General features: G+C 60.7%; 15 protein-coding genes. 4 read left to right on the top strand and 11 right to left on the bottom strand.

Annotated features, from left to right (window positions below; all coding sequences use genetic code 11):
- Positions 1–58: 58 nt before the first annotated feature.
- The 3 genes from J3U87_RS16655 to J3U87_RS16645 are packed head-to-tail and all read right to left on the bottom strand — an operon-like array spanning position 59 to position 1,642.
- Positions 59–571: a phage tail protein gene (locus J3U87_RS16655; protein ID WP_237384183.1), complete on the bottom strand. Its 513-nt coding sequence runs from the start codon at positions 569–571 to the stop codon at positions 59–61.
- 9 nt (positions 572–580) lie between these two features.
- Positions 581–1,099, bottom strand: a complete 519-nt coding sequence (locus J3U87_RS16650) for a phage tail protein (protein ID WP_237384182.1) — start codon at positions 1,097–1,099, stop codon at positions 581–583.
- Positions 1,100–1,120: 21 nt separating this feature from the next.
- On the bottom strand, positions 1,121–1,642 hold the full coding sequence (locus tag J3U87_RS16645; RefSeq protein WP_237384181.1) for a phage tail protein: 522 nt from the start codon (positions 1,640–1,642) through the stop codon (positions 1,121–1,123).
- Positions 1,643–2,141: 499 nt separating this feature from the next.
- Between J3U87_RS16645 and J3U87_RS16640 the strand changes: the two genes are divergently transcribed.
- Positions 2,142–3,365 carry a S41 family peptidase gene (locus J3U87_RS16640; protein ID WP_237384180.1) on the top strand — a complete coding sequence of 408 codons (1,224 nt, stop codon included), beginning with the start codon at positions 2,142–2,144 and terminating at the stop codon, positions 3,363–3,365.
- Between the two features lie 18 nt (positions 3,366–3,383).
- Here the strand turns inward: J3U87_RS16640 and J3U87_RS16635 are convergent, their stop codons facing one another.
- From J3U87_RS16635 to hemA, 7 genes are all read right to left on the bottom strand, one after another.
- Positions 3,384–4,040, bottom strand: coding sequence for a 16S rRNA (guanine(527)-N(7))-methyltransferase RsmG (locus tag J3U87_RS16635; protein WP_237384179.1), 657 nt, complete (start codon positions 4,038–4,040; stop codon positions 3,384–3,386).
- A 25-nt stretch (positions 4,041–4,065) separates the two neighbouring features.
- Positions 4,066–4,515 carry a protoporphyrinogen oxidase HemJ gene (gene hemJ / locus J3U87_RS16630; protein WP_237384178.1) on the bottom strand — a complete coding sequence of 150 codons (450 nt, stop codon included), beginning with the start codon at positions 4,513–4,515 and terminating at the stop codon, positions 4,066–4,068.
- 69 nt (positions 4,516–4,584) lie between these two features.
- A complete protein-coding gene (gene hemE, locus J3U87_RS16625; protein WP_237384177.1) occupies positions 4,585–5,622 on the bottom strand; it encodes a uroporphyrinogen decarboxylase in 1,038 nt (345 codons plus the stop codon).
- Positions 5,619–6,905: a glutamate-1-semialdehyde 2,1-aminomutase gene (hemL, locus tag J3U87_RS16620; RefSeq protein WP_237384176.1), complete on the bottom strand. Its 1,287-nt coding sequence runs from the start codon at positions 6,903–6,905 to the stop codon at positions 5,619–5,621. The genes hemE and hemL overlap by 4 nt, the downstream gene beginning before the upstream one ends.
- A complete protein-coding gene (locus J3U87_RS16615) occupies positions 6,902–7,669 on the bottom strand; it encodes a uroporphyrinogen-III synthase (protein WP_237384175.1) in 768 nt (255 codons plus the stop codon). Before J3U87_RS16615 ends, hemL begins: the two co-directional genes overlap by 4 nt.
- A complete protein-coding gene (gene hemC, locus J3U87_RS16610) occupies positions 7,666–8,550 on the bottom strand; it encodes a hydroxymethylbilane synthase (protein WP_237384174.1) in 885 nt (294 codons plus the stop codon). Before hemC ends, J3U87_RS16615 begins: the two co-directional genes overlap by 4 nt.
- Positions 8,547–9,830, bottom strand: a complete 1,284-nt coding sequence (gene hemA / locus J3U87_RS16605) for a glutamyl-tRNA reductase (RefSeq protein WP_237384173.1) — start codon at positions 9,828–9,830, stop codon at positions 8,547–8,549. The genes hemC and hemA overlap by 4 nt, the downstream gene beginning before the upstream one ends.
- Positions 9,831–10,446: 616 nt before the next feature.
- Between hemA and J3U87_RS16600 the strand changes: the two genes are divergently transcribed.
- Entirely contained in the window at positions 10,447–11,466 is a 1,020-nt protein-coding gene (locus tag J3U87_RS16600) for a DUF3187 family protein (protein ID WP_237384172.1), read from the top strand.
- A gap of 60 nt (positions 11,467–11,526) precedes the next feature.
- On the opposite strand, the gene J3U87_RS16595 is transcribed toward J3U87_RS16600, so the two are convergent.
- Positions 11,527–13,464, bottom strand: a complete 1,938-nt coding sequence (locus J3U87_RS16595; RefSeq protein ID WP_237384171.1) for a hypothetical protein — start codon at positions 13,462–13,464, stop codon at positions 11,527–11,529.
- Positions 13,465–13,920: 456 nt separating this feature from the next.
- Between J3U87_RS16595 and J3U87_RS16590 the strand changes: the two genes are divergently transcribed.
- Both J3U87_RS16590 and hrpB read left to right on the top strand, forming a co-directional pair.
- The gene (locus J3U87_RS16590) at positions 13,921–14,799 is read left to right on the top strand and encodes a class I SAM-dependent methyltransferase (protein ID WP_237384170.1); all 879 of its coding nucleotides are present in this window, start codon (positions 13,921–13,923) and stop codon (positions 14,797–14,799) included.
- 37 nt (positions 14,800–14,836) lie between these two features.
- Positions 14,837–17,353 carry an ATP-dependent helicase HrpB gene (hrpB, locus tag J3U87_RS16585; RefSeq protein WP_237384169.1) on the top strand — a complete coding sequence of 839 codons (2,517 nt, stop codon included), beginning with the start codon at positions 14,837–14,839 and terminating at the stop codon, positions 17,351–17,353.
- Positions 17,354–17,357 lie beyond the last annotated feature (4 nt).

Genomic DNA, 17,357 nt, shown 5'->3' with positions numbered 1-17,357 from the left:
TGCGTGATCGGGGGCGAGTTCGCGAGAGCGACCCCACCCCACCGGGATACCGAGCCGTTCAGCCACGGGATGGATACAAACCCTGAAGGGCGATGATGAAGTTCATGGTGAGAAACGGCTGCAAATTGTTGTGCGGCTGACTCCCACCGGTGTTGGTCGTAATGGTGCTCGCCATGTTCACGAGATTCGTCGCATTATGAAAGATGGCGCGCCGGGCGATGGTCCTGCCGTTGGCGGGTGCCTGAAAATCAGCCGGGTCGATCGACGTCATCATCGTGTGGGTGTGGTTGGGCATTTGCGCTTCGGTCAAGGAGACCATCTCCACACCGCCCCGCTGTCCGAGCCGGCGGGAGGTGAGACCCGGTCCCCGTCCCGGGTGCATCGGCGCCCGCCCTTTGAGGTTGGGCAGCGCGGTGGTGGAGCGACCGTCACCACCATAGGTCGTTCCGATCAGCGAAAACAAGGCGGTGTTCTGCGAGATCGGAAGGAGCTGACCGTTGCAGAAGGCCCAGCTTCTGGGTGCAAAATTTCCGGCGAAAATGCGAATTTCAGCGATAAACGGTTCCGACATACTCCCTCCTTAGTGACGTGACGGGTAAATGCCAACCAGGGCAATGATGAAGTTGATGCACAGGAACGGCATCAGGTTGGTATGGGATCTACTGCCACCCACATTGGTGATGGCACCCGAATTCAGACTGACTTCCGGTATCTCGGCGTTGTAAATGTCCAGCGTCGCCGATTCCGCCATCACCTTCCCCTGGGGGCTGGCCGTATCGGCAAACAACGTGGTGGCTCGAAAGTCATGGGTGTGGCTGGGTAGTTGGTTCACCGTCAAGGTTTCATTTTCGGAGCCGGCCTTGGCGCCCAACCTCCGCGGCGACAAACCCGGTCCGGAACCGGCGTGAATGGGTATCCGGCCGCGCAGGTCCGGCAGCCCGAAGGTCGTGCGGCCATCACCGCCGTAGATGGTGCCCAACAGGGAAAACAAGGCGTCGTTCTGGGAAACCGCCAAAAGTTGGCCATCGCAAAACGCCCAGCCCCGCGGGGCGAAGTTCCCGGCGAACATGCGCACTTCTCCAACAAAGGGTTCTGACATGAAACGTCCTCCTTTTTCGTCCTAATTCCGCGAAGGGAACAAGCCCTGAAGGGCAATGCAGAAATTAATGGCCAGATAGGGTTGCATGTTATTGTGCGCCTGCCCTCCGCCCACGCTCGCGATCGTTCCGGAATGGAGCGTAGCCAGGCGGGACGGGTCCAAATCGGCATAAATCCGGTTGGGCACGTTGCCCAGCAGGCTAGAACTCGAGGGAACCGTGTTCGCCGCATCGTTACTCGCCTTGATCGTGTGGATGTGTTGGGGCATCTCCGCGCCGGAAAGGGTGTGGGTCTCCTCTCCGCTCTTCGATCCAAGCGTGTGGTCGGCCCCACCGTTGGAACGACCGACGTGGATCGGTGTTCGCCCACGCAGGTCCGGCAGGGCGAAGGACGTGCGGCCGTCGCCACCGTAGGTGGTCCCCAGCAGCGAGTACAGGGACTGATTCTGGTTGATGGGCAATATTTGACCGTCACAAAAGGCCCAACCTCGCGGAGCGAAGTTGAAGCCGACAATGCGTACCTCGGCCAAAAAGGGTTCGGACATCGATACCTCCCTTTGGAATCACCGTTCGTTGGAACATCCCGAGATCCGACACCGTCAGCAGTCGTCCCCAGGGCAAAAATTCGGTTGATAAAAATTGAAACACTTCTAAACGATCCTATTCCAGCAATTGCGCTTATGTCAACCCATTCCGAGAAGTTGCAATCCACTGAAAAAATCGCAAAGATCAAATAAACCATTCAGTTAAGAAGGGCGAGAAACAATCACCCCTTACGTGGAAGGAGCGGGCCCTGCGGTTCGCGAAAACGCCGGCAGCAATGAAAGGTAGCTAAAAATCGGGCGAATTCGGGGCCCTTCACGGTCAATTTCCCGGGATCTGTGGTGCTCCTGACTCGCCAATTGGACATAAAATTCGATACAATAGTTACAAGAACCAATTTTTCAACACCAAGGTCCACCGATGCTTCGCCATGACTTCCCATGCCCGGCAACAACCGGATCAAAGGAAACGCAGCGGCACCATTCGATCGTCGTGGGTTTGGTGTTCCTGATCCTCGCGGCGTTTCTGGCACCGATGCCGGTCCGGGCGCTGGAGAAGGCACCTCCCAAAGACCACCGGCGTGTGATTTTGGACCGGCTGGGTGAGATTCTCGTCAAGGAAGGGTTCGCTCTGGGTGTGGACTTCCGCCGCTGGTCCGATCACGTGGACAAGTACCGCGACCGGATCCGTGCCGCACAGGACGAACAGGAATTCCTGTCGGTGGTCAACCAGGCGCTGGCGGAGTTCGGCATCTCTCATTTGAAATTGAAGACAAAGCGCCAGATGCGCCGGAAACGCCAGGGCACCAAATACGGCATTGGATTGTTCCCGATGCCCCAGGAAAAGGGCCTGCTGGTCACCTGGGTCGTGCCCGATTCACCGGCCGACCAGGCGGGTCTTCGCCCGGGCGATCTCATTCTCTCCGTGGATCACCAGGACGTGGACGATCCCGCGGATGTCTTGACGCGCACCGGGAAGAACCGCGAATTCATGTGGATGCATCGCGAAAAGCCGCGCCAAGCCGAGATTCGCGACGCCCTGTTCCGCCAGGAGGAACTGGAACCGGCGCGCATTCTGAACGGCGACCTTCTCCTGATTCGCATTCCCAGCTTCGACAGCGGCATCTATCACCCCAAGAAAGTGGCCAAACTGTTCGAATCGGCCGACACGGCGCGTGTCCTGATGCTCGACATGCGCTCGAATCCGGGCGGGGACATCGACCACCTGAAGCATTTGTTGTCGCTGTTGTTTCCATCGGGCACGCCGCTGTTCCACGAAATTCGCGCCCATCATCTGAACGAGGCCGGCCTCAAGCCGCGTCAGGTTCCGGAGGACGTTTCCGGGTTCCTCAAACAGCGGTTCAGCCGCGATCAACCCTTGGGGCGGCTTCACAAAGCGGGTCGGTACCGGTCCTACCCCTCGGTTCCGGTCGTGGTTCTGGTCGATCACTGGACCGCCAGCAGCGCGGAGATTTTCGCGGCGGTGGTCCAGGAACATCAACGCGGGGTGGTGATCGGCAGCCCCACCCAAGGCCTGGTCCTGCCCAGCATGACCTTCAGCCTGCCGCACGGCTTCCGCGTCCAGGTGCCGGTTTCGGATCTGGTCACGTTCGGCGGCAGGCGCCTGGAAAATGACCCGGTGATTCCGGATCACCCGTTGCCGCCCCAAAAAACGGCCAACGAGGAACAGCTCATCCTGGCCGTACTCGAATACCTGGATCTGTGAATCGAAGGGTCGCGGCCCTCAAAGCCATACCAGGTGACGTTCCTCGGCCTCACCGATCGGTTCCAGGGCCTGAATCCGCGCCTGGCAATTACCCCTGACCGCCGCGAGCTCCTCGTCGATCTTGGCGCGTCTCGCCTTGTAGAGCATGTAGGCGCCGTTGCGCCGCCGGTATTCGCGTGTCAGCTCCAGGATGACGGCGATCGGTTTGAAGGCGCGCGCCGTGACCAGGTCGACTTCACGGGGCAGGCTACCGTCGGCCGGCAGGGGCCCGACCACCTCGATCTGAAGCTGCAGATCCGCCAAGCTCGCCAGGAAACGGCACTTGAGCGGGCTCTTCTCGTAGAGCAGAAAGCGCGTCCTGGGTCGGCAAAGCGCCAATGGGATCGCCGGGAACCCGCCACCGGTACCCAAATCGGCCACGACCTCTACCCGCGGCAGTGACGAAAGCCCGAGCAGGCTGTCCAACAGGTGATCCTCGATCAGGCGTTCGGGCGTCATTTTGCGACTGAACAGATTGATCCGCTGGTTCTCGGCCCACAATCGGGTCAGGTACGACACCAGCCCGGCACGCTTGCTCTCGGTCACGCCGAGTTTCTCGAGCGCCGGAGAAACCGCGTCGAGAAGCTCGCACCACTGGGGCATTCGATCCGAAGAGTCCTCGATCGTTGGGTTCACGACGAACCTCCCGTGTAGACGGTCCTCACCCCTGGACGGAGCCCATCATGTAAAAGCGGAAAACGGCCACGAACACGATGGCGAAGAGGAGCAACGTCGGCACTTCGTTGAGCATGCGACATTGTTTGGAAGTGAGATAGACATCGTCGTTCTCGAAACGACGGCGAGTCCGCCCCACGAAGAACGTGTAGCCCCCCAGCACCAGGACCAGTGTGAGCTTGATGTGCATCCAGGGTTGGCGGAGAATCTCGGGATTGATCACCAACATCGCGATACCGAACACGAAGGTGGCCACCATCCCGGGCACGGTGATGATTTTGTAGAGCTTGCGCGCCATGATTTTCAGCAATTCGGCGCGACTCGCGTCATCCTTGTTTTCGGCGTGGTAGACGAATAGCCGAAACATGTAGAAAATGCCCGCAAACCAGGTAACCATCGCGATCAAATGCAGGGACTTGAACACAAAAAAGGCCATGGCGAGATTCCTTTGAACGAGGGTTGACCGAGGTGGAGACGGGCCTCTCGGGGAAGCCCCCCGCGAGACTCAGAAGTCTGGCCCGGTCGCGTGATCGAAGGTTTTCACGGTCTCGACGAAGGCCGCCACGTGTTCGATGGGCGTCTCCTTGTGAATCCCGTGGCCCAGGTTCGCGATGTACCCCGGTTTTCCGTAATTGACTTCCAACATCGCCTTGGTGCGTCTCACCACGTAATCCTTGTCGGCGAAGAGGATCATCGGATCCAGGTTGCCCTGGATCGCATAGTCCTCACCCAGGATGTTGCGCGACTCTTCCATCGGCATGGTCCAGTCGAGACCGATGACCTCCGCTTCGGAGGTACGCAGGAAACTGCGGAAGTGGGACGCGTTCTTGACGAACAGAATGCGGGGCACGCCCAACATGCTCGTGCGCTCGATGATCTTCTTGACGTAGGGGAACACGAACTGGAGGTAGTCGTAGGCGGAAAGGGCGCCGCCCCAGGAATCGAAGATCTGGACGGCATTGGCACCGGCCGCGACCTGCATCTTCAGGTATTCCACCGTCATGAGGGTGAACTTTTTCATCAGGGCGCGGAAGGTCGCCTGGTTGCTGTAGATCCAGCGACGCACGTAGTCGAAATTGCCGCCGCCGTGGCCCTGGATCGCGTAGCAGGCCAGGGTGAACGGGGCCCCGCAAAAACCGAGCAGCGCTTTGTCCTTCGACAGTTCGGCGCGGGTGATCTTGAGCGCTTCGGCCAAAAAGTCCATTTCCTTGGAGAAGTCGGGATCGCGCAGTGCGGCGACGTCGGCTTCGGTCGTGATCGGGTTGTCGATCACCGGTCCCTCGCCCTGGGCGAACCGCAACTGCAGGCCCATCGGCGTCAACGGCAGAAGGATATCCGAGAAGATGATCGCCGCATCCATGTCGAAACGCCGAATGGGCTGCAGGGTCACTTCACGAACCACCTCGGGTTGGCCGCACATCTCGAGGAAGCTGTGCTTGGCGCGAATCTCCCGGTACTCGGGAAGGTAGCGACCCGCTTGGCGCATGATCCAAACCGGCGGACGCGGCGTGGGTTTTCGGTAACAGGCGTCGATAAACATCATTGGACCAGGCCCTCCTTAACGGCCGCCCGCAGCACCTCGACGAAGCGATCCAGATCGGCTTCGGTCATCGCGGTGTTGAGGAACCCAACCTCGTAGGAAGAGGGGGCGAGATAAATGGAATGTTCCAACATAAATCGGTGCAGGCGTGCGTAGACTTCGGCACCCTGGCCGGAGATGTCCTCCGCGGCACGCGGCGCTTCGTCGCGATGGAAATAGAGCCAGAACAGCGAACCCTGGCGGAGGTAGCCCATCTCGGCGACGGAACTCAGCGCATCCTGCATGCCGCGATCCAAATGGCCGCCCAGCTCTTCGATGCGGCCGGGTACGTCGGACTCGTAATATTCGCGAAGGGTGGCGTAACCCGCGGCCATGGCCACCGGATTGCCGGAAAGGGTTCCCGCCTGGTAGACATCGCCCAACGGCGCGATGCGCTGCATGATCTCGGCGCGACCGCCATAGGCCCCGACCGGCATGCCGCCACCGATGACCTTGCCCATGGTGATCAGGTCGGGCGAGACGCCGTATTGCTCGTAGGCCATGACCTTGGGCATGCGGAATCCGGAGAGGACTTCGTCGAAGATCAACAGGCAACCGTATCGATCGCAGAGTTCGCGCAATTGGGCCACGTATTCGGGCGTCTGCACCAAAAGGCCGTTGTTGGCGGGAACGCCCTCGATCACCACCGCGGCCAATTCGCCGCCCAACGACTCGAACAACTGGGCCAGGCCGGCGGGATCGTTCAGCGGCATGGTCGCCGTCAAACGGGCGAACGCCTCGGGTACACCGGCCGAACTGGCCGTGCCGAACGTCGCCAAACCGCTGCCGGCATCCACCAACAGGTAATCCACGTGGCCGTGATAACAGCCGCGAAACTTCAAAACGCGATCGCGACCCGTGCATCCTCGCGCCAGGCGGATCGCCGACATGACGGCCTCGGTTCCGCTGTTGACGAAACGAACCATTTCCACGGCGCGCAGCTTGTCCACCACCATTTCGGCCAGGGCCACTTCTTCGGCGACGGGCGTGCCGAAGGTCCAGCCGCGTGAGACGACATCTTCGATGGCCGCGGTGACGCGCGGGTGGCGATGTCCCAAAACCAGGGGACCCCAGGAGCCACAAAAATCCAGATAGCGGTTGCCATCGACATCTACCAGATAGGCACCCTCACCGCGTTCCATGAAAATCGGAGTACCCCCGACGGAACGAAATGCGCGTACCGGTGAATTGACCCCGGCGGGCAGAACTGCGACCGCTTTTTCGTAAAGAGCCTGCGATGTCTTCATTTATTGCCGTTTTCCTCGCTGCGTCTTGATGTTTCCGATCCGCGATGTTCGAATCGTGTGTTCCGTTCAGGGCTGTCGCCGACCTCCCAGGAATCGGGAGAAGGAAGTGCCTCCACCATGTATGACGCTTCCGGTCGGGCCGGTTGAAAATCGATATGCCAGCCGAGTTGCTTGACGGCTTTTGCCGTCGTAGGACCGATGACCGCGATTCTCCGAGGAGGCTGCCTGTAGATGGAGTGGTAATCCAACGCGGTTGAAGGTGCCTGGAAATATACCACGCCGCTATGATCAATGGGGGGAAAATCTTGCGAAAGATTCTCGGTATGGTAGACCTGCAGCGACGAAACGTGGTAGCCGGCCAAACCCTCGGGAATGTCCGGTCGATGAACGGCTCCGTGAAGAAACAGGATCCGGGTGCCGAGGTTCGGGAACCTCTGTCGCACACGGTCCACCAGGTCGGCCGCATGGACGGGTGGATCGGTCGCGAACGGGAGATTTCCGCACCAGCGACCGAGAAGTCGATGGGTACTGCCGCCCACGGCGGCGATCGGCGGCAGGTCGAGGTCGCCGTAGCGCGCCAACCAACGGGCACCCTGCTTGGAAGAGATCACCAACAGATCGAAATCGGACCACCGCAGTTCGGGAGCCGGGGGTGCCAACACCACCCGACGAAAGGGCAAATGAACGGCCTGCCAGCCTTTTTCAGCCAGCCTCGCCACGATGTCGGGGTCGGGCGGATCGATCTGGGTGAAATAGAACTTCATTCACGACTTTCTGCCAGGTTGCGACAAGCGGCTTCCACCGCGGTTTCGGGATCGGGTCCCGTCAGGTCGAGGCGAATCGGGGTTTGAGACTCACCCTGAGGTCCGAGAAACACTTTGACCCGATAGCCTGCATCCACTTTTCCGACCCAGGCTCCCAAGGGCGTCTGGCAACCGCCACCGAGGGAACGCAGCACGCGACGCTCGGCGTCGGCACAGCGGGCCGTCTCTTCGTGGTGGAAAAACGACAAATCGGTATCGAACGAGGCACGCGTCTGAAGGGCGAGCGCCCCCTGTCCCGGCGCGGGCACGAGCACGTCCTGGGTCAGCGGATAGAAGAAGAGATCGTCGCGTTGGAGAGCCAAGCGGTTCAGCCCCGCCTGGGCCAGCACCACCACATCGGCTTCACCGGCTTCCATCTTGGCGATGCGCGTCGGCACGTTGCCGCGAATGGGGACGAAGGTCGCCTCGGGGCACCAGGCCGCCAAACCCGCGACGCGGCGATTGGAACTGGTGCCGACGGTCAACCCGTCGAGCTGCGGCACACCATCCTCGGAAAACGCCAGAGCCCGGGCACTGACCAGGCAGTCGCGCGGATCCTCGCGCTCGGGAATCGCCACGATCTTCAAGCCCGATGGATTTTCGGTGGGAAGATCCTTGAGGCAGTGAACCGCCAGATCGATTTCGTCCTGGAGAAGGGCCGCTTCGATTTCAGCGGTAAAGAAACCTTTGCCTTCCATTTTGTCGAAGCGGTCTTTGATGACGTCGCCCTTGGTCTTGATCACGATGATCTCGGCCTCGTGGCCGTTTCGACGAAGTTGATCGGCGGCCCATTCGGCTTGGACCAGAGCCAATTTACTTCCACGCGTTCCAATTCGAATCATGATGCCTGCGATTTGAACAGATTTGAGTTCGCACCCACCTGGCGGGTGTAGGCCTCGATGGCCTCGGGACCGATTTCGCGGGCGACACCCTTGAGACCCAAAATCGGGATGTTGGTCAATTTGCCGACCAGGCTCTCGGTCCAGTCCCGAATGGCTTCGGCCTGCTCGTCGCTGAGATCCGCGAGTTGTTCTTTCATCAGGTGCGAAAGCGCCTTTTCACCGGTGTCGCGGTAGTGCTTGGAAATAGCCTGGTTGTAGGTCGCCAACTCGAATTCCAACCAGCGTTGTTCCAGCTTTTGCAGCCCTTCCTCGAACAACGGCTGGGCTTTGGGGATCTCGGCCTCGCGCGCCGCGCGGTTGACGGCCAGGATGTCTTCCATTTCGGCCAGGTCGAGGTACTGAATATGTTCCATCTCACCCACGCTGGCGTCCACGTCGCGCGGCAGGGCCGCATCCAGAATCAGCGCCTCGGGATTGTGGCGCTCGAACCATTCGGCCGTGAACAGGGCGTGTGACGCACCGGTCGCGGTGACCATCGCTTCGAAAGGAACCGGCTGCTCGAGAAACGCTTCCAGGGTCATGGCCGTGCCGCCGTAGGTTTCGGCCAACTTCGTCGGCAGGGTACGGTTGACGAAGATCAGTTCCAGCGACGTGGCCTTGCAGAAGGTGGGCAGGATGCTGGTGATGAAATGGCCGGCACCGACGAACACTACGCGCTTGTGGCTGCGGCGTTCCACGTGCCGGGTCACGTTGCGAAGCGCCAGCGACGCCATGGACACCACGTTCTTGGTGATGTCGGTACGGTGACGGACCTGCTTGGAAACCCGCTGGGCGATATTGATCAGCGCATTCAGGCGTTTACCCACGTGACCGTGATTCATGCCCGCGGTCGACTGATCTTTCAGTTGTTTGATGATTTCGGTCTCACCCAGGACCATCGAGTCCAGCGAGCTGGCCACGCGAAACAGGTGGTGAACGGCTTCGTCGTCGCGGAAATGGTAAAAATCGGCGGGATCGAGGTGCCGGCCCATCGAGCGGCCGACCTCGTTGAGAAAAAGACTGCAGAACTCGCGATCGGCTCCATGGACCGCCGGAGCGTAGATGTAAAACTCGCGGCGATTACAGGTCTGTAAAAAAAAGATCTCGTCCAGGCCCAGGACGGCGCGGGCGTGCTTCAGAAAGGCACTGATGAATTCACGATCCGGCCATTGGACACGAGCGACCTGTTCAAGGGGAGCCTTTTTGAAGTTGGTGCCGATGATGTGGAGTGAGTAAGTCATGAATCCTATCCCGATTGCGCGAATTACTAGAGAGTACATCGTCGCCGTGTCTATAAATCTACACTATGAGAGGGTCAAGATCGGGATCTCGGGCGTTAATTCTTGTTCACCTTGTTCACAAAAAGTTCACACGCCAATCCGCCTCATCAAATATATAAAAACCAGATACTTAGAAGACGAGTCAAGTTTTTTTCGAATTATGTAATTAAGACTGAAATCGTCCTATATAGGCATATTTGGGGTAAAACGGGTGATTACGGCGCCTGTCTTGGACGACGATGTCACGGATTCGGCACATAACTTGTAACATATTGAGACTCTATCTCAATTAGTCGATATTTTTAGCAAAACACCCTTATTTTTCGACCAAAACATACTTAAAGAAACCTCAAAGACCGCCCTACACGACTTCGGCTCCGGCTGTGTGCCCACCGCCAAGCCCGCCATGCGCCTTCCCTGTCCCGTCGCAAGGAGAGTCTCGATCCAGGTCCCTCCGTCCTGTTGATGTTGTCTCCCACGTACTCGATACGCGATCGGCCCCGCATTTCGGCTATGATGCGCAGATACGACTTCGCGGCCCCGCGTGCGAAGCCGAAGATCACCGAAGGGAGGCGTCTTGCCGGTTTCCAAAACACTATGGGACATGGGGTTGAAGACCTTGATTTGCGTGACCTCATTATCGCTCATCGGTATGGTCGAGGCGGGCGAAACCGCTTCCCCCAAAGGGCCCTTGCGGCTGGCGGAAATCAATCCACTGTACACGCTGACCTATACGCCTCGCGCCGAGGCCGCACCGACGATCGGCCCGGGTCGATGGCGCCTGGACCTGGGAACCAGCTATTCGAACATCTTCGAGCGCGAAACCAGCGAGACCCACATCCAGAATCTGGATTTCGAACTGATGACCCAGTATCTCAACGTGCGCCGCGGGTTGGGCACGCGATTCGAGGTCGGCACCCAGTTGATCTGGCGAAGTACTTCCGGCGGCTTTCTCGACCACTTCATTCAGGAATACCACGGCCTGTTCGGGCTGCCCAACGACAACCGCGACGAAGTGCCCAACGACGCGTTCTCCTTCCTGTTCGGGCCTCGGGACCAGGCTCCGTCCTACCAGACCGGCAAACGGCGCTTCGCTTTCGGCGAGCCGGTGATCTTCGCCAAATACCAGGCCATCCACCAACGGGAACGGGGCTTCGACCTGAGCTTCAAGACCGCCGTCAAGCTCCCCTGGGGCGCGTCGAATCAGGGCGGCGACGGCACCGATGTCAGCCTGGAAGGTATATTTTCCAAATCCTTTGAAAAGTACCACATACACGGCATGCTGGCCTGGGCCCACATCGACCCGCACGCGGACTTGCAGGCCCAGATGCGGCAAAACGGAATCTTCGGCTCCTTCGCCTTGGAACGCACCTTTCGGGTGCGCCACGCCCTGATCGCCCAGCTCGATCTGGGTAGTCAGCTCTTTCGCGATACGGGGCTCGACAACCTGGACGATGCCGCCATCAATTTCAGTGTGGGATGGGCCGGCTCGCTGTCAGGCGGGTGGGCGATGCAGATCGGGTTCATGGAAGATCTGACGGGCAACGGCCCCGCGGTCGACTTCACCCTGGACGTGCAGGTGAGCAAGGTTTTCTGAGGCGCCCCCCAAGGCGGTTTTCCCGGCGACAAAGGTCCCCAGTCGACCGCTCTGGACACCCTACCGGGTCGCTGTACAGGAGCCGATCTGCATCAGAAAATCGCGTATGTCGACCACACCGTTGGCGTCCAGATCCAAACTGGCCGGCACCTCGCCTTGGCTTTTCCAGAATTGCCACTGGCCCTGGCAACTGGGCAGAAACTCGAACGCGCCCAGTGCGTGCGATTCGGGATCGCGAGGCCGTCCCAGGTAATCGACGAAGATATCGATACCGTAGCGGGCTTGGAAAAGATCATACGCCGGGTGTTTGACGTTTTCACCGATCGCAGGGGAGTCCGCTCGAAGTGAATAGTCACCGCGTTCGACACCCGTGAAGCGCGGGTCGCCTTCGATACAGTCCTGGCACTGGCCCGTTGCCGCGATCACGCCCGGCACATCGGTGGGTGCCGCGGAGCCGCCGCCTTCCGGCCACAACCAGAATCGCAAACCCATGTCGTCAAAAAACAGGTTGCGATCGAAGGTCGCGTGGCCGTTTCGCAGGGGATGCTCCAGTGAGAGCATCACACTGCGGGGGCGATCGTCGATCATGCTGATGATGTTGCCGGAAATCTCCAGGCCGCCGTCGAAGATCGCATTGATGCCGTCGAAAACGTTGTAGAGGGTATTGTCGACGACGTACCGATCGCTGTTGCCGTGCCAAAGGGCGATGCCCGTTCCTTGGCTCCAGGAGTTGGCATCGTCATAGTCGTCCATTTGGTCCGGATTGGGCCTGATATCGAAAATCAGGTTACCGATGTAGTAGATTTGGCCGTCCAAGGCGCCGGTGCCGGTATCCGACTGGCGGAATCCATATACCGAATCGTGGACACTGTTGAACAGGAACCAGACGTTGTCCTTTTCATACTGCCCGCCGAAACCGCTGCCGGCATTGCCGCCCCCGCCTCCGTGCATGTCGTAGGCGTGGTTCTGGGAAACGATCACGTCCGACGCCTGCTTGACCCAGATGGCGCTCTGACGGTTTTCGGAAGCCGTGTTTCGCCCTGCATAGATATGGTGTAGGTACCGATAGCTGTCGGTCCAATTGCCGGCGTTGACCTGCATACAGTCCCCACTGACGCGATGACAGGTATTCGACAAGAACCACAGGTGGTGCTGGGTCGTGGTCGCGTCCCGACCCCACAGTGTCGGCGCATAGGCGTGAAAATCGAGATCCTCCACCGTATCCACATCCCCCAGTTCACGAAACTCGTTGTCGTAGATCACGATGTCGTGGAGTGCGCCGCCCAAATCCGGAACGGATGCGAGCGCCGCGGTGGTGCTGATGCGCACTCGGTTGCGAAACCGGTTGTGACGTACGGCGACGTGGTGAGAGTTCATGCCCCTGATGGTGATGCAGTTACCGTCGCCCCCGTTGAAATCCAGGTGTTCCACCACGGTGTAGGTGGTATCGAGCAGGACCAGGCTGCCGATCACGGTGGGCGCTTCGGCTTCGTTCAAGCCCGTGATCCAGCAGGGATTGTCGGCGGTCCCCTGAGCCGTGATCGTGCGGCTGACATTGTCGTCGAAAGAGCCTGAGAGCACGACCACCCCGCCGGCCGGAATGTTCCGCGGAATCGTCGAGCGCGGTCGCGTGGGAGTCCCGAATGGGTTATCGGTATCGGTGGATCCGGGATGGGAGGGTTGGATGTAGAAATACCCATCGACGGCCTGAGACCAATCCGAGGGAAGCGAAGGCGTGTCGACGGTGATGGGATGAAAGGCCCCCCAATCGGGATCGGGAATGCCGATGGGCGGGGTGTACACCGGTGAAGGCGTGCCTCGGGCTGCCGGGAGAAAACGCCTCTGGCCGTGAGGGTGCAAGCCGACGTCGCTTCTTCCCTCGATGGGAAGCGGCGGATCCATTTCTGGAAGGGAAGATGTGCCCGGCGAGGCACCGAAGACAAAAGCGAAGGAAAGCGTCAGCATCAAAGGGAAGGACATGATTGGCCGGGAGCCCATGGCTCGATCTCCTATTAATAATAGATGTCCCAATTCGGTTCGAACGCGGCGTCGCCCCTCCCCCATGCGGGTGTTGCCCGGGCACGAAGACCCGTGTGGAGAAACCGTTTCGAGCCGAGGCCGGGGAGATCCGAGTTTGGGATTCGGGTACCTTAGCACCGAACCCCGGCGAAATGGTGGACGTCCGCGACGAACGTGGAATGAATCACGCCAGGGGAGACAGAACCGCCTGATTCCGCGGCCCTTCCCGCCGGCCTGACGAACGACGGCCCCAGCGCGAATGCCCATCCTCTTCCCGAGCCCCCGATTCGGAAACCGGTTGGGCGTTCACAGGGCAAAACCCTGCCACGCCCGGGATCAATCCCGAGATGACCTGGGCCCCATTTGGCGCTATACTCCCGATCGGGGTTCGTTCGCCAACCCTCCGCTTCACCAGATCACAAAGGATTCACTCCCTTGAACTTGGCTGCCACCCATCCTCCGACCTCCTCCTTCCCCGTCTTCGCCGGATCCAACTTGAACGCCTGGCAGCAAACCGGCCTGCTTGCCATCCCCGGAGGCAAGGGCCCGCTGGAGCATTTCCGCCAGGATTCACTGGCCGATCCCATCGTCTACGCGGAGTTCACCAGCGATCTGCCGCAACCTCGATTCGGCAAGCGTTGGCGCAAGGCCCAAGCCGCCGAGGCCCAATTTTGGCGCACCTGGCGGCAAAACACGCTTTACAAACACATCTCGTTGGAAGCCTTCTGGCAGGAAGTGGTGGAGAAGACCGGCGGTGCGCTGCCCACCGGCAAGGTCCTGGACGTGGGATGTGGACCGGTGTCGGTCCTGAATTTTTGCCGGCCCGAGGACATGCAGCCGTTCGGCGTCGATCCCCTGGCCGAAGTCTACGCCCGCGAGAACCTGATCGAGTGCAGCGAGGGCCTGTCTCCCATGCCGATCGCCGGGCTCTCCGCGGAGAAGTTGCCCTTCGTGGACGGCGCCCTGGACCACGTGATCTGCTTCAACGTGCTCGATCACGTCTCCGACGCACCGGCCGTGCTCTCCGAGATCCGTCGCGTCCTCAAGCCCGGCGGGAGCCTGCGCGTATACGTCCATACCTTTACTTCTTGGATCAAACGTTTCCTCTTTTTCGACACGCCGCACACTTATCACTGGGATCACGAGGAGTTCAAGCACTTGCTGGGCGACGCCGGTTTTCAAGTGGACCACGAACTGAAAGAACCGAAAACGTTCGACCTCCCCGAGAGCCTGCTCGGGAAGCTGACCCATTTCCCCTATTGGGTCGCCACCAAGGTGGCCTATACCAGTTACTTTCGGTTGCGTCGCGATTAGCGCGGCCCCCGTTTGAAATCCCCAACCGAGGCCAACGATGTCGTTTCCGGAACATCTACCCGTCGACCGCGTGCTGCCGCAATTGGCAAAGGCGCTGCGTGAGGGATCCGCAGCGGTGTTGCAGGCCCCGACGGGTTCCGGCAAGACGACACGGGTGCCGCCGTTCCTCTTGAAATCGGGTGTGCTGGGGGACGGCCTGCTGATGATGCTGCAACCGCGGCGGGTGGCGGCGCGCGCCTGTGCCCGGACCCTTGCCGCGCAAGTTGGCGATCGCCTCGGCGATACCGTGGGGTATCAAATCCGATTCGAGCGCAAGGCCTCGGCCAAGACGCGAATCCTGGTGGTGACCGAGGGCATCCTCACGCGGCGGCTCCTGCAGGACGCCCTGTTGGAAGGCGTCAATGCGGTCATCCTGGACGAATTTCACGAACGCTCGGTCCACACCGATCTGTCGCTGGCCTTTTTGCGCGAGTTGTCCGCCGTGCGCGACGACCTGAAATTGGTCGTCATGTCGGCGACCCTGCAAACCGAACCCGTCTCTCGTTTCCTGTCCAACTGCCCAATCATCACCGCCGAGGGCCGAACCTATCCCCTGACGATTCACCACCATCCCACCACCACGCCTCGCGATTTCGGTCCGGCCTGCGAAGGCGCGCTGAATGCACTGTTCGCCGATCCCGAGGACGACGGCGGCCACGTGCTGATCTTTCTGCCAGGCGCACCCGAGATCAACCGCGTCAAACGCCACCTGGACCAAAAATCTTGGCCGGCGAAGCTGGTGCCGTTGCACGGGTCGCTCTCCAGCAGTGAACAGGACGCCGCATTGCGCCCTTCCCGAGAGCGCCGCATCATCCTCTCCACCAACATCGCCGAAACCTCCCTGACCATCGAGGGCGTCAGCGCGGTCATCGACAGCGGGTACCAAAAACAGATGTTCCACCACGTGGGTACGGGCATCGACCACCTCGATCTGGTGCGCATCAGCCGCGCGAGCGCCAAACAGCGCGCGGGCCGCGCCGGACGTCAGCGACCGGGTCGGGTCATCCGCCTTTGGGACGATGCACTGCACCAGATGCTGAGCGAAAACGACGAGCCGGAAATGAGCCGTATCGACCTGGCCTCCACCCTGCTCCAGGTGATCGATTTCCACGGTCCCGACTTGGACGATTTTCCCTTTTTCGAGCGCCCGCCGGAGGCCGTGCTGAACCGCGCCTCCAACACGCTTCGCCTGCTGGGCGCCTTGGGTGACGATGGTCGCCAAACCGACAAGGGACGCCGCCTGGCCGGCCTTCCGCTCCACCCCCGGCTCGGCGCCATCCTGCTGGAGGGCATTGCCCGCAACCGGCTCGGCGAGGCCGCATCGCTCTGCGCCCTTTTGGGTGAACGGCCACTGCGCGAGTCGGCCGAACTGAGCGAACAAATGGAACTGTACGCCGACTGGCGCGAGGGTAAGGCCCGTCTCGACCCCGGCACCGAACGCGCTTGCCGACGCCTACGCGACATCGAGCGACAACTCCTGCGGCAGGCGGCATCCCTGACCCACGGCAAGACCGCCCCTCCGGGAAATCCACGATCGATGGGAAGCGAGGAATGGGCCGCCCTGCTGCTCGCCGGTTTTCCCGATCGGATCTGCCGCGTGGTCGGTCAGGGCCTGGGCCGCATGGTGGGAGGACGGGGCATCGCCTTCACCCCGCCGAAGCACGGGTCTTCGTTCGACCTCTTCATTGCGGTCAGACTATCGGAGCGCGGCACCGATCGCACGGCCGGCAAAGCCGATCAGATCGTACCGATCACCCTGGCGACGGCCCGGACGCTGCTGCCCACCGAAACCCGCGAGAGCGCCGTCTTCGATGCCCAACGCCAAGCCGTGCGAGGCGTGCGTCAGACGGTGCTGGGCGGATTGGTACTGGACGAGAAGCAGGGCGTGGCCGTCGACGCGGAAGCGATGTCGACCGCGCTCGCCGAGGCGGCCGCCCAACACTTCGAGCGCGTGTTTCAACCGGACCCCAAGGCACGTCGCCTCCTCACCCGCCTGCGCTTCGCGGCCCGCCACCTCCCGGAAGAAGGTTGGCCCGATTACACCGATTCGGGATTGCGGGCCATGCTGCCGACCCTGTGTTTCGGTAAAAAGAACTTCGAAGCGCTGCGCAAAATGGACTGGCAGGTTCACCTGCTGGCGCCCTTGAGCTGGCAACAACGACAATTGCTGGACCGCGAAGTGCCCGAGCGTTGGCAGGTCCCCTCGGGCAGTTCCGTGATCATCGACTACGAACCCGCTCAGGATCCGGCGGGCACGCCCGTGTTGGCCGCCCGAATTCAGGAGATGTTCGGCATGGCCGAAACGCCCCGGATCGCAAGGGGTCGCGTCGCCCTGCTGTGCCATTTGCTCGGGCCAAACCGACGTCCGGTCCAAATCACCAGCGACCTGAAGAGTTTCTGGGACGGTGGCTACGCCGAGGTGCGCAAGGAACTGCGGTCGCGCTACCCCAAACACTATTGGCCCGAAAACCCCTACGAAGCCCAGGCCATTCGCGGCGTGCGACCGCGGAAGTGAAGCC

It is taken from the genome of Sulfidibacter corallicola (assembly GCF_017498545.1).
Taxonomy (GTDB): domain Bacteria; phylum Acidobacteriota; class Holophagae; order Acanthopleuribacterales; family Acanthopleuribacteraceae; genus Sulfidibacter; species Sulfidibacter corallicola.
Note: the sequence above shows the minus strand (reverse complement) of the source record. Positions and strands in the feature narration are given on the sequence as shown.

Coding starts and splice junctions, on each gene's coding strand:
- J3U87_RS16655 (WP_237384183.1), bottom strand. CDS start 571: ATGTCGGAACCGTTTATCGCTGAAATTCGCATTTTCGCCGGAAATTTT.
- J3U87_RS16650 (WP_237384182.1), bottom strand. CDS start 1,099: ATGTCAGAACCCTTTGTTGGAGAAGTGCGCATGTTCGCCGGGAACTTC.
- J3U87_RS16645 (WP_237384181.1), bottom strand. CDS start 1,642: ATGTCCGAACCCTTTTTGGCCGAGGTACGCATTGTCGGCTTCAACTTC.
- hemJ (WP_237384178.1), bottom strand. CDS start 4,515: ATGGCCTTTTTTGTGTTCAAGTCCCTGCATTTGATCGCGATGGTTACC.
- hemE (WP_237384177.1), bottom strand. CDS start 5,622: ATGATGTTTATCGACGCCTGTTACCGAAAACCCACGCCGCGTCCGCCG.
- hemL (WP_237384176.1), bottom strand. CDS start 6,905: ATGAAGACATCGCAGGCTCTTTACGAAAAAGCGGTCGCAGTTCTGCCC.
- J3U87_RS16615 (WP_237384175.1), bottom strand. CDS start 7,669: ATGAAGTTCTATTTCACCCAGATCGATCCGCCCGACCCCGACATCGTG.
- hemC (WP_237384174.1), bottom strand. CDS start 8,550: ATGATTCGAATTGGAACGCGTGGAAGTAAATTGGCTCTGGTCCAAGCC.
- hemA (WP_237384173.1), bottom strand. CDS start 9,830: ATGACTTACTCACTCCACATCATCGGCACCAACTTCAAAAAGGCTCCC.
- J3U87_RS16595 (WP_237384171.1), bottom strand. CDS start 13,464: ATGGGCTCCCGGCCAATCATGTCCTTCCCTTTGATGCTGACGCTTTCC.
- hrpB (WP_237384169.1), top strand. CDS start 14,837: ATGTCGTTTCCGGAACATCTACCCGTCGACCGCGTGCTGCCGCAATTG.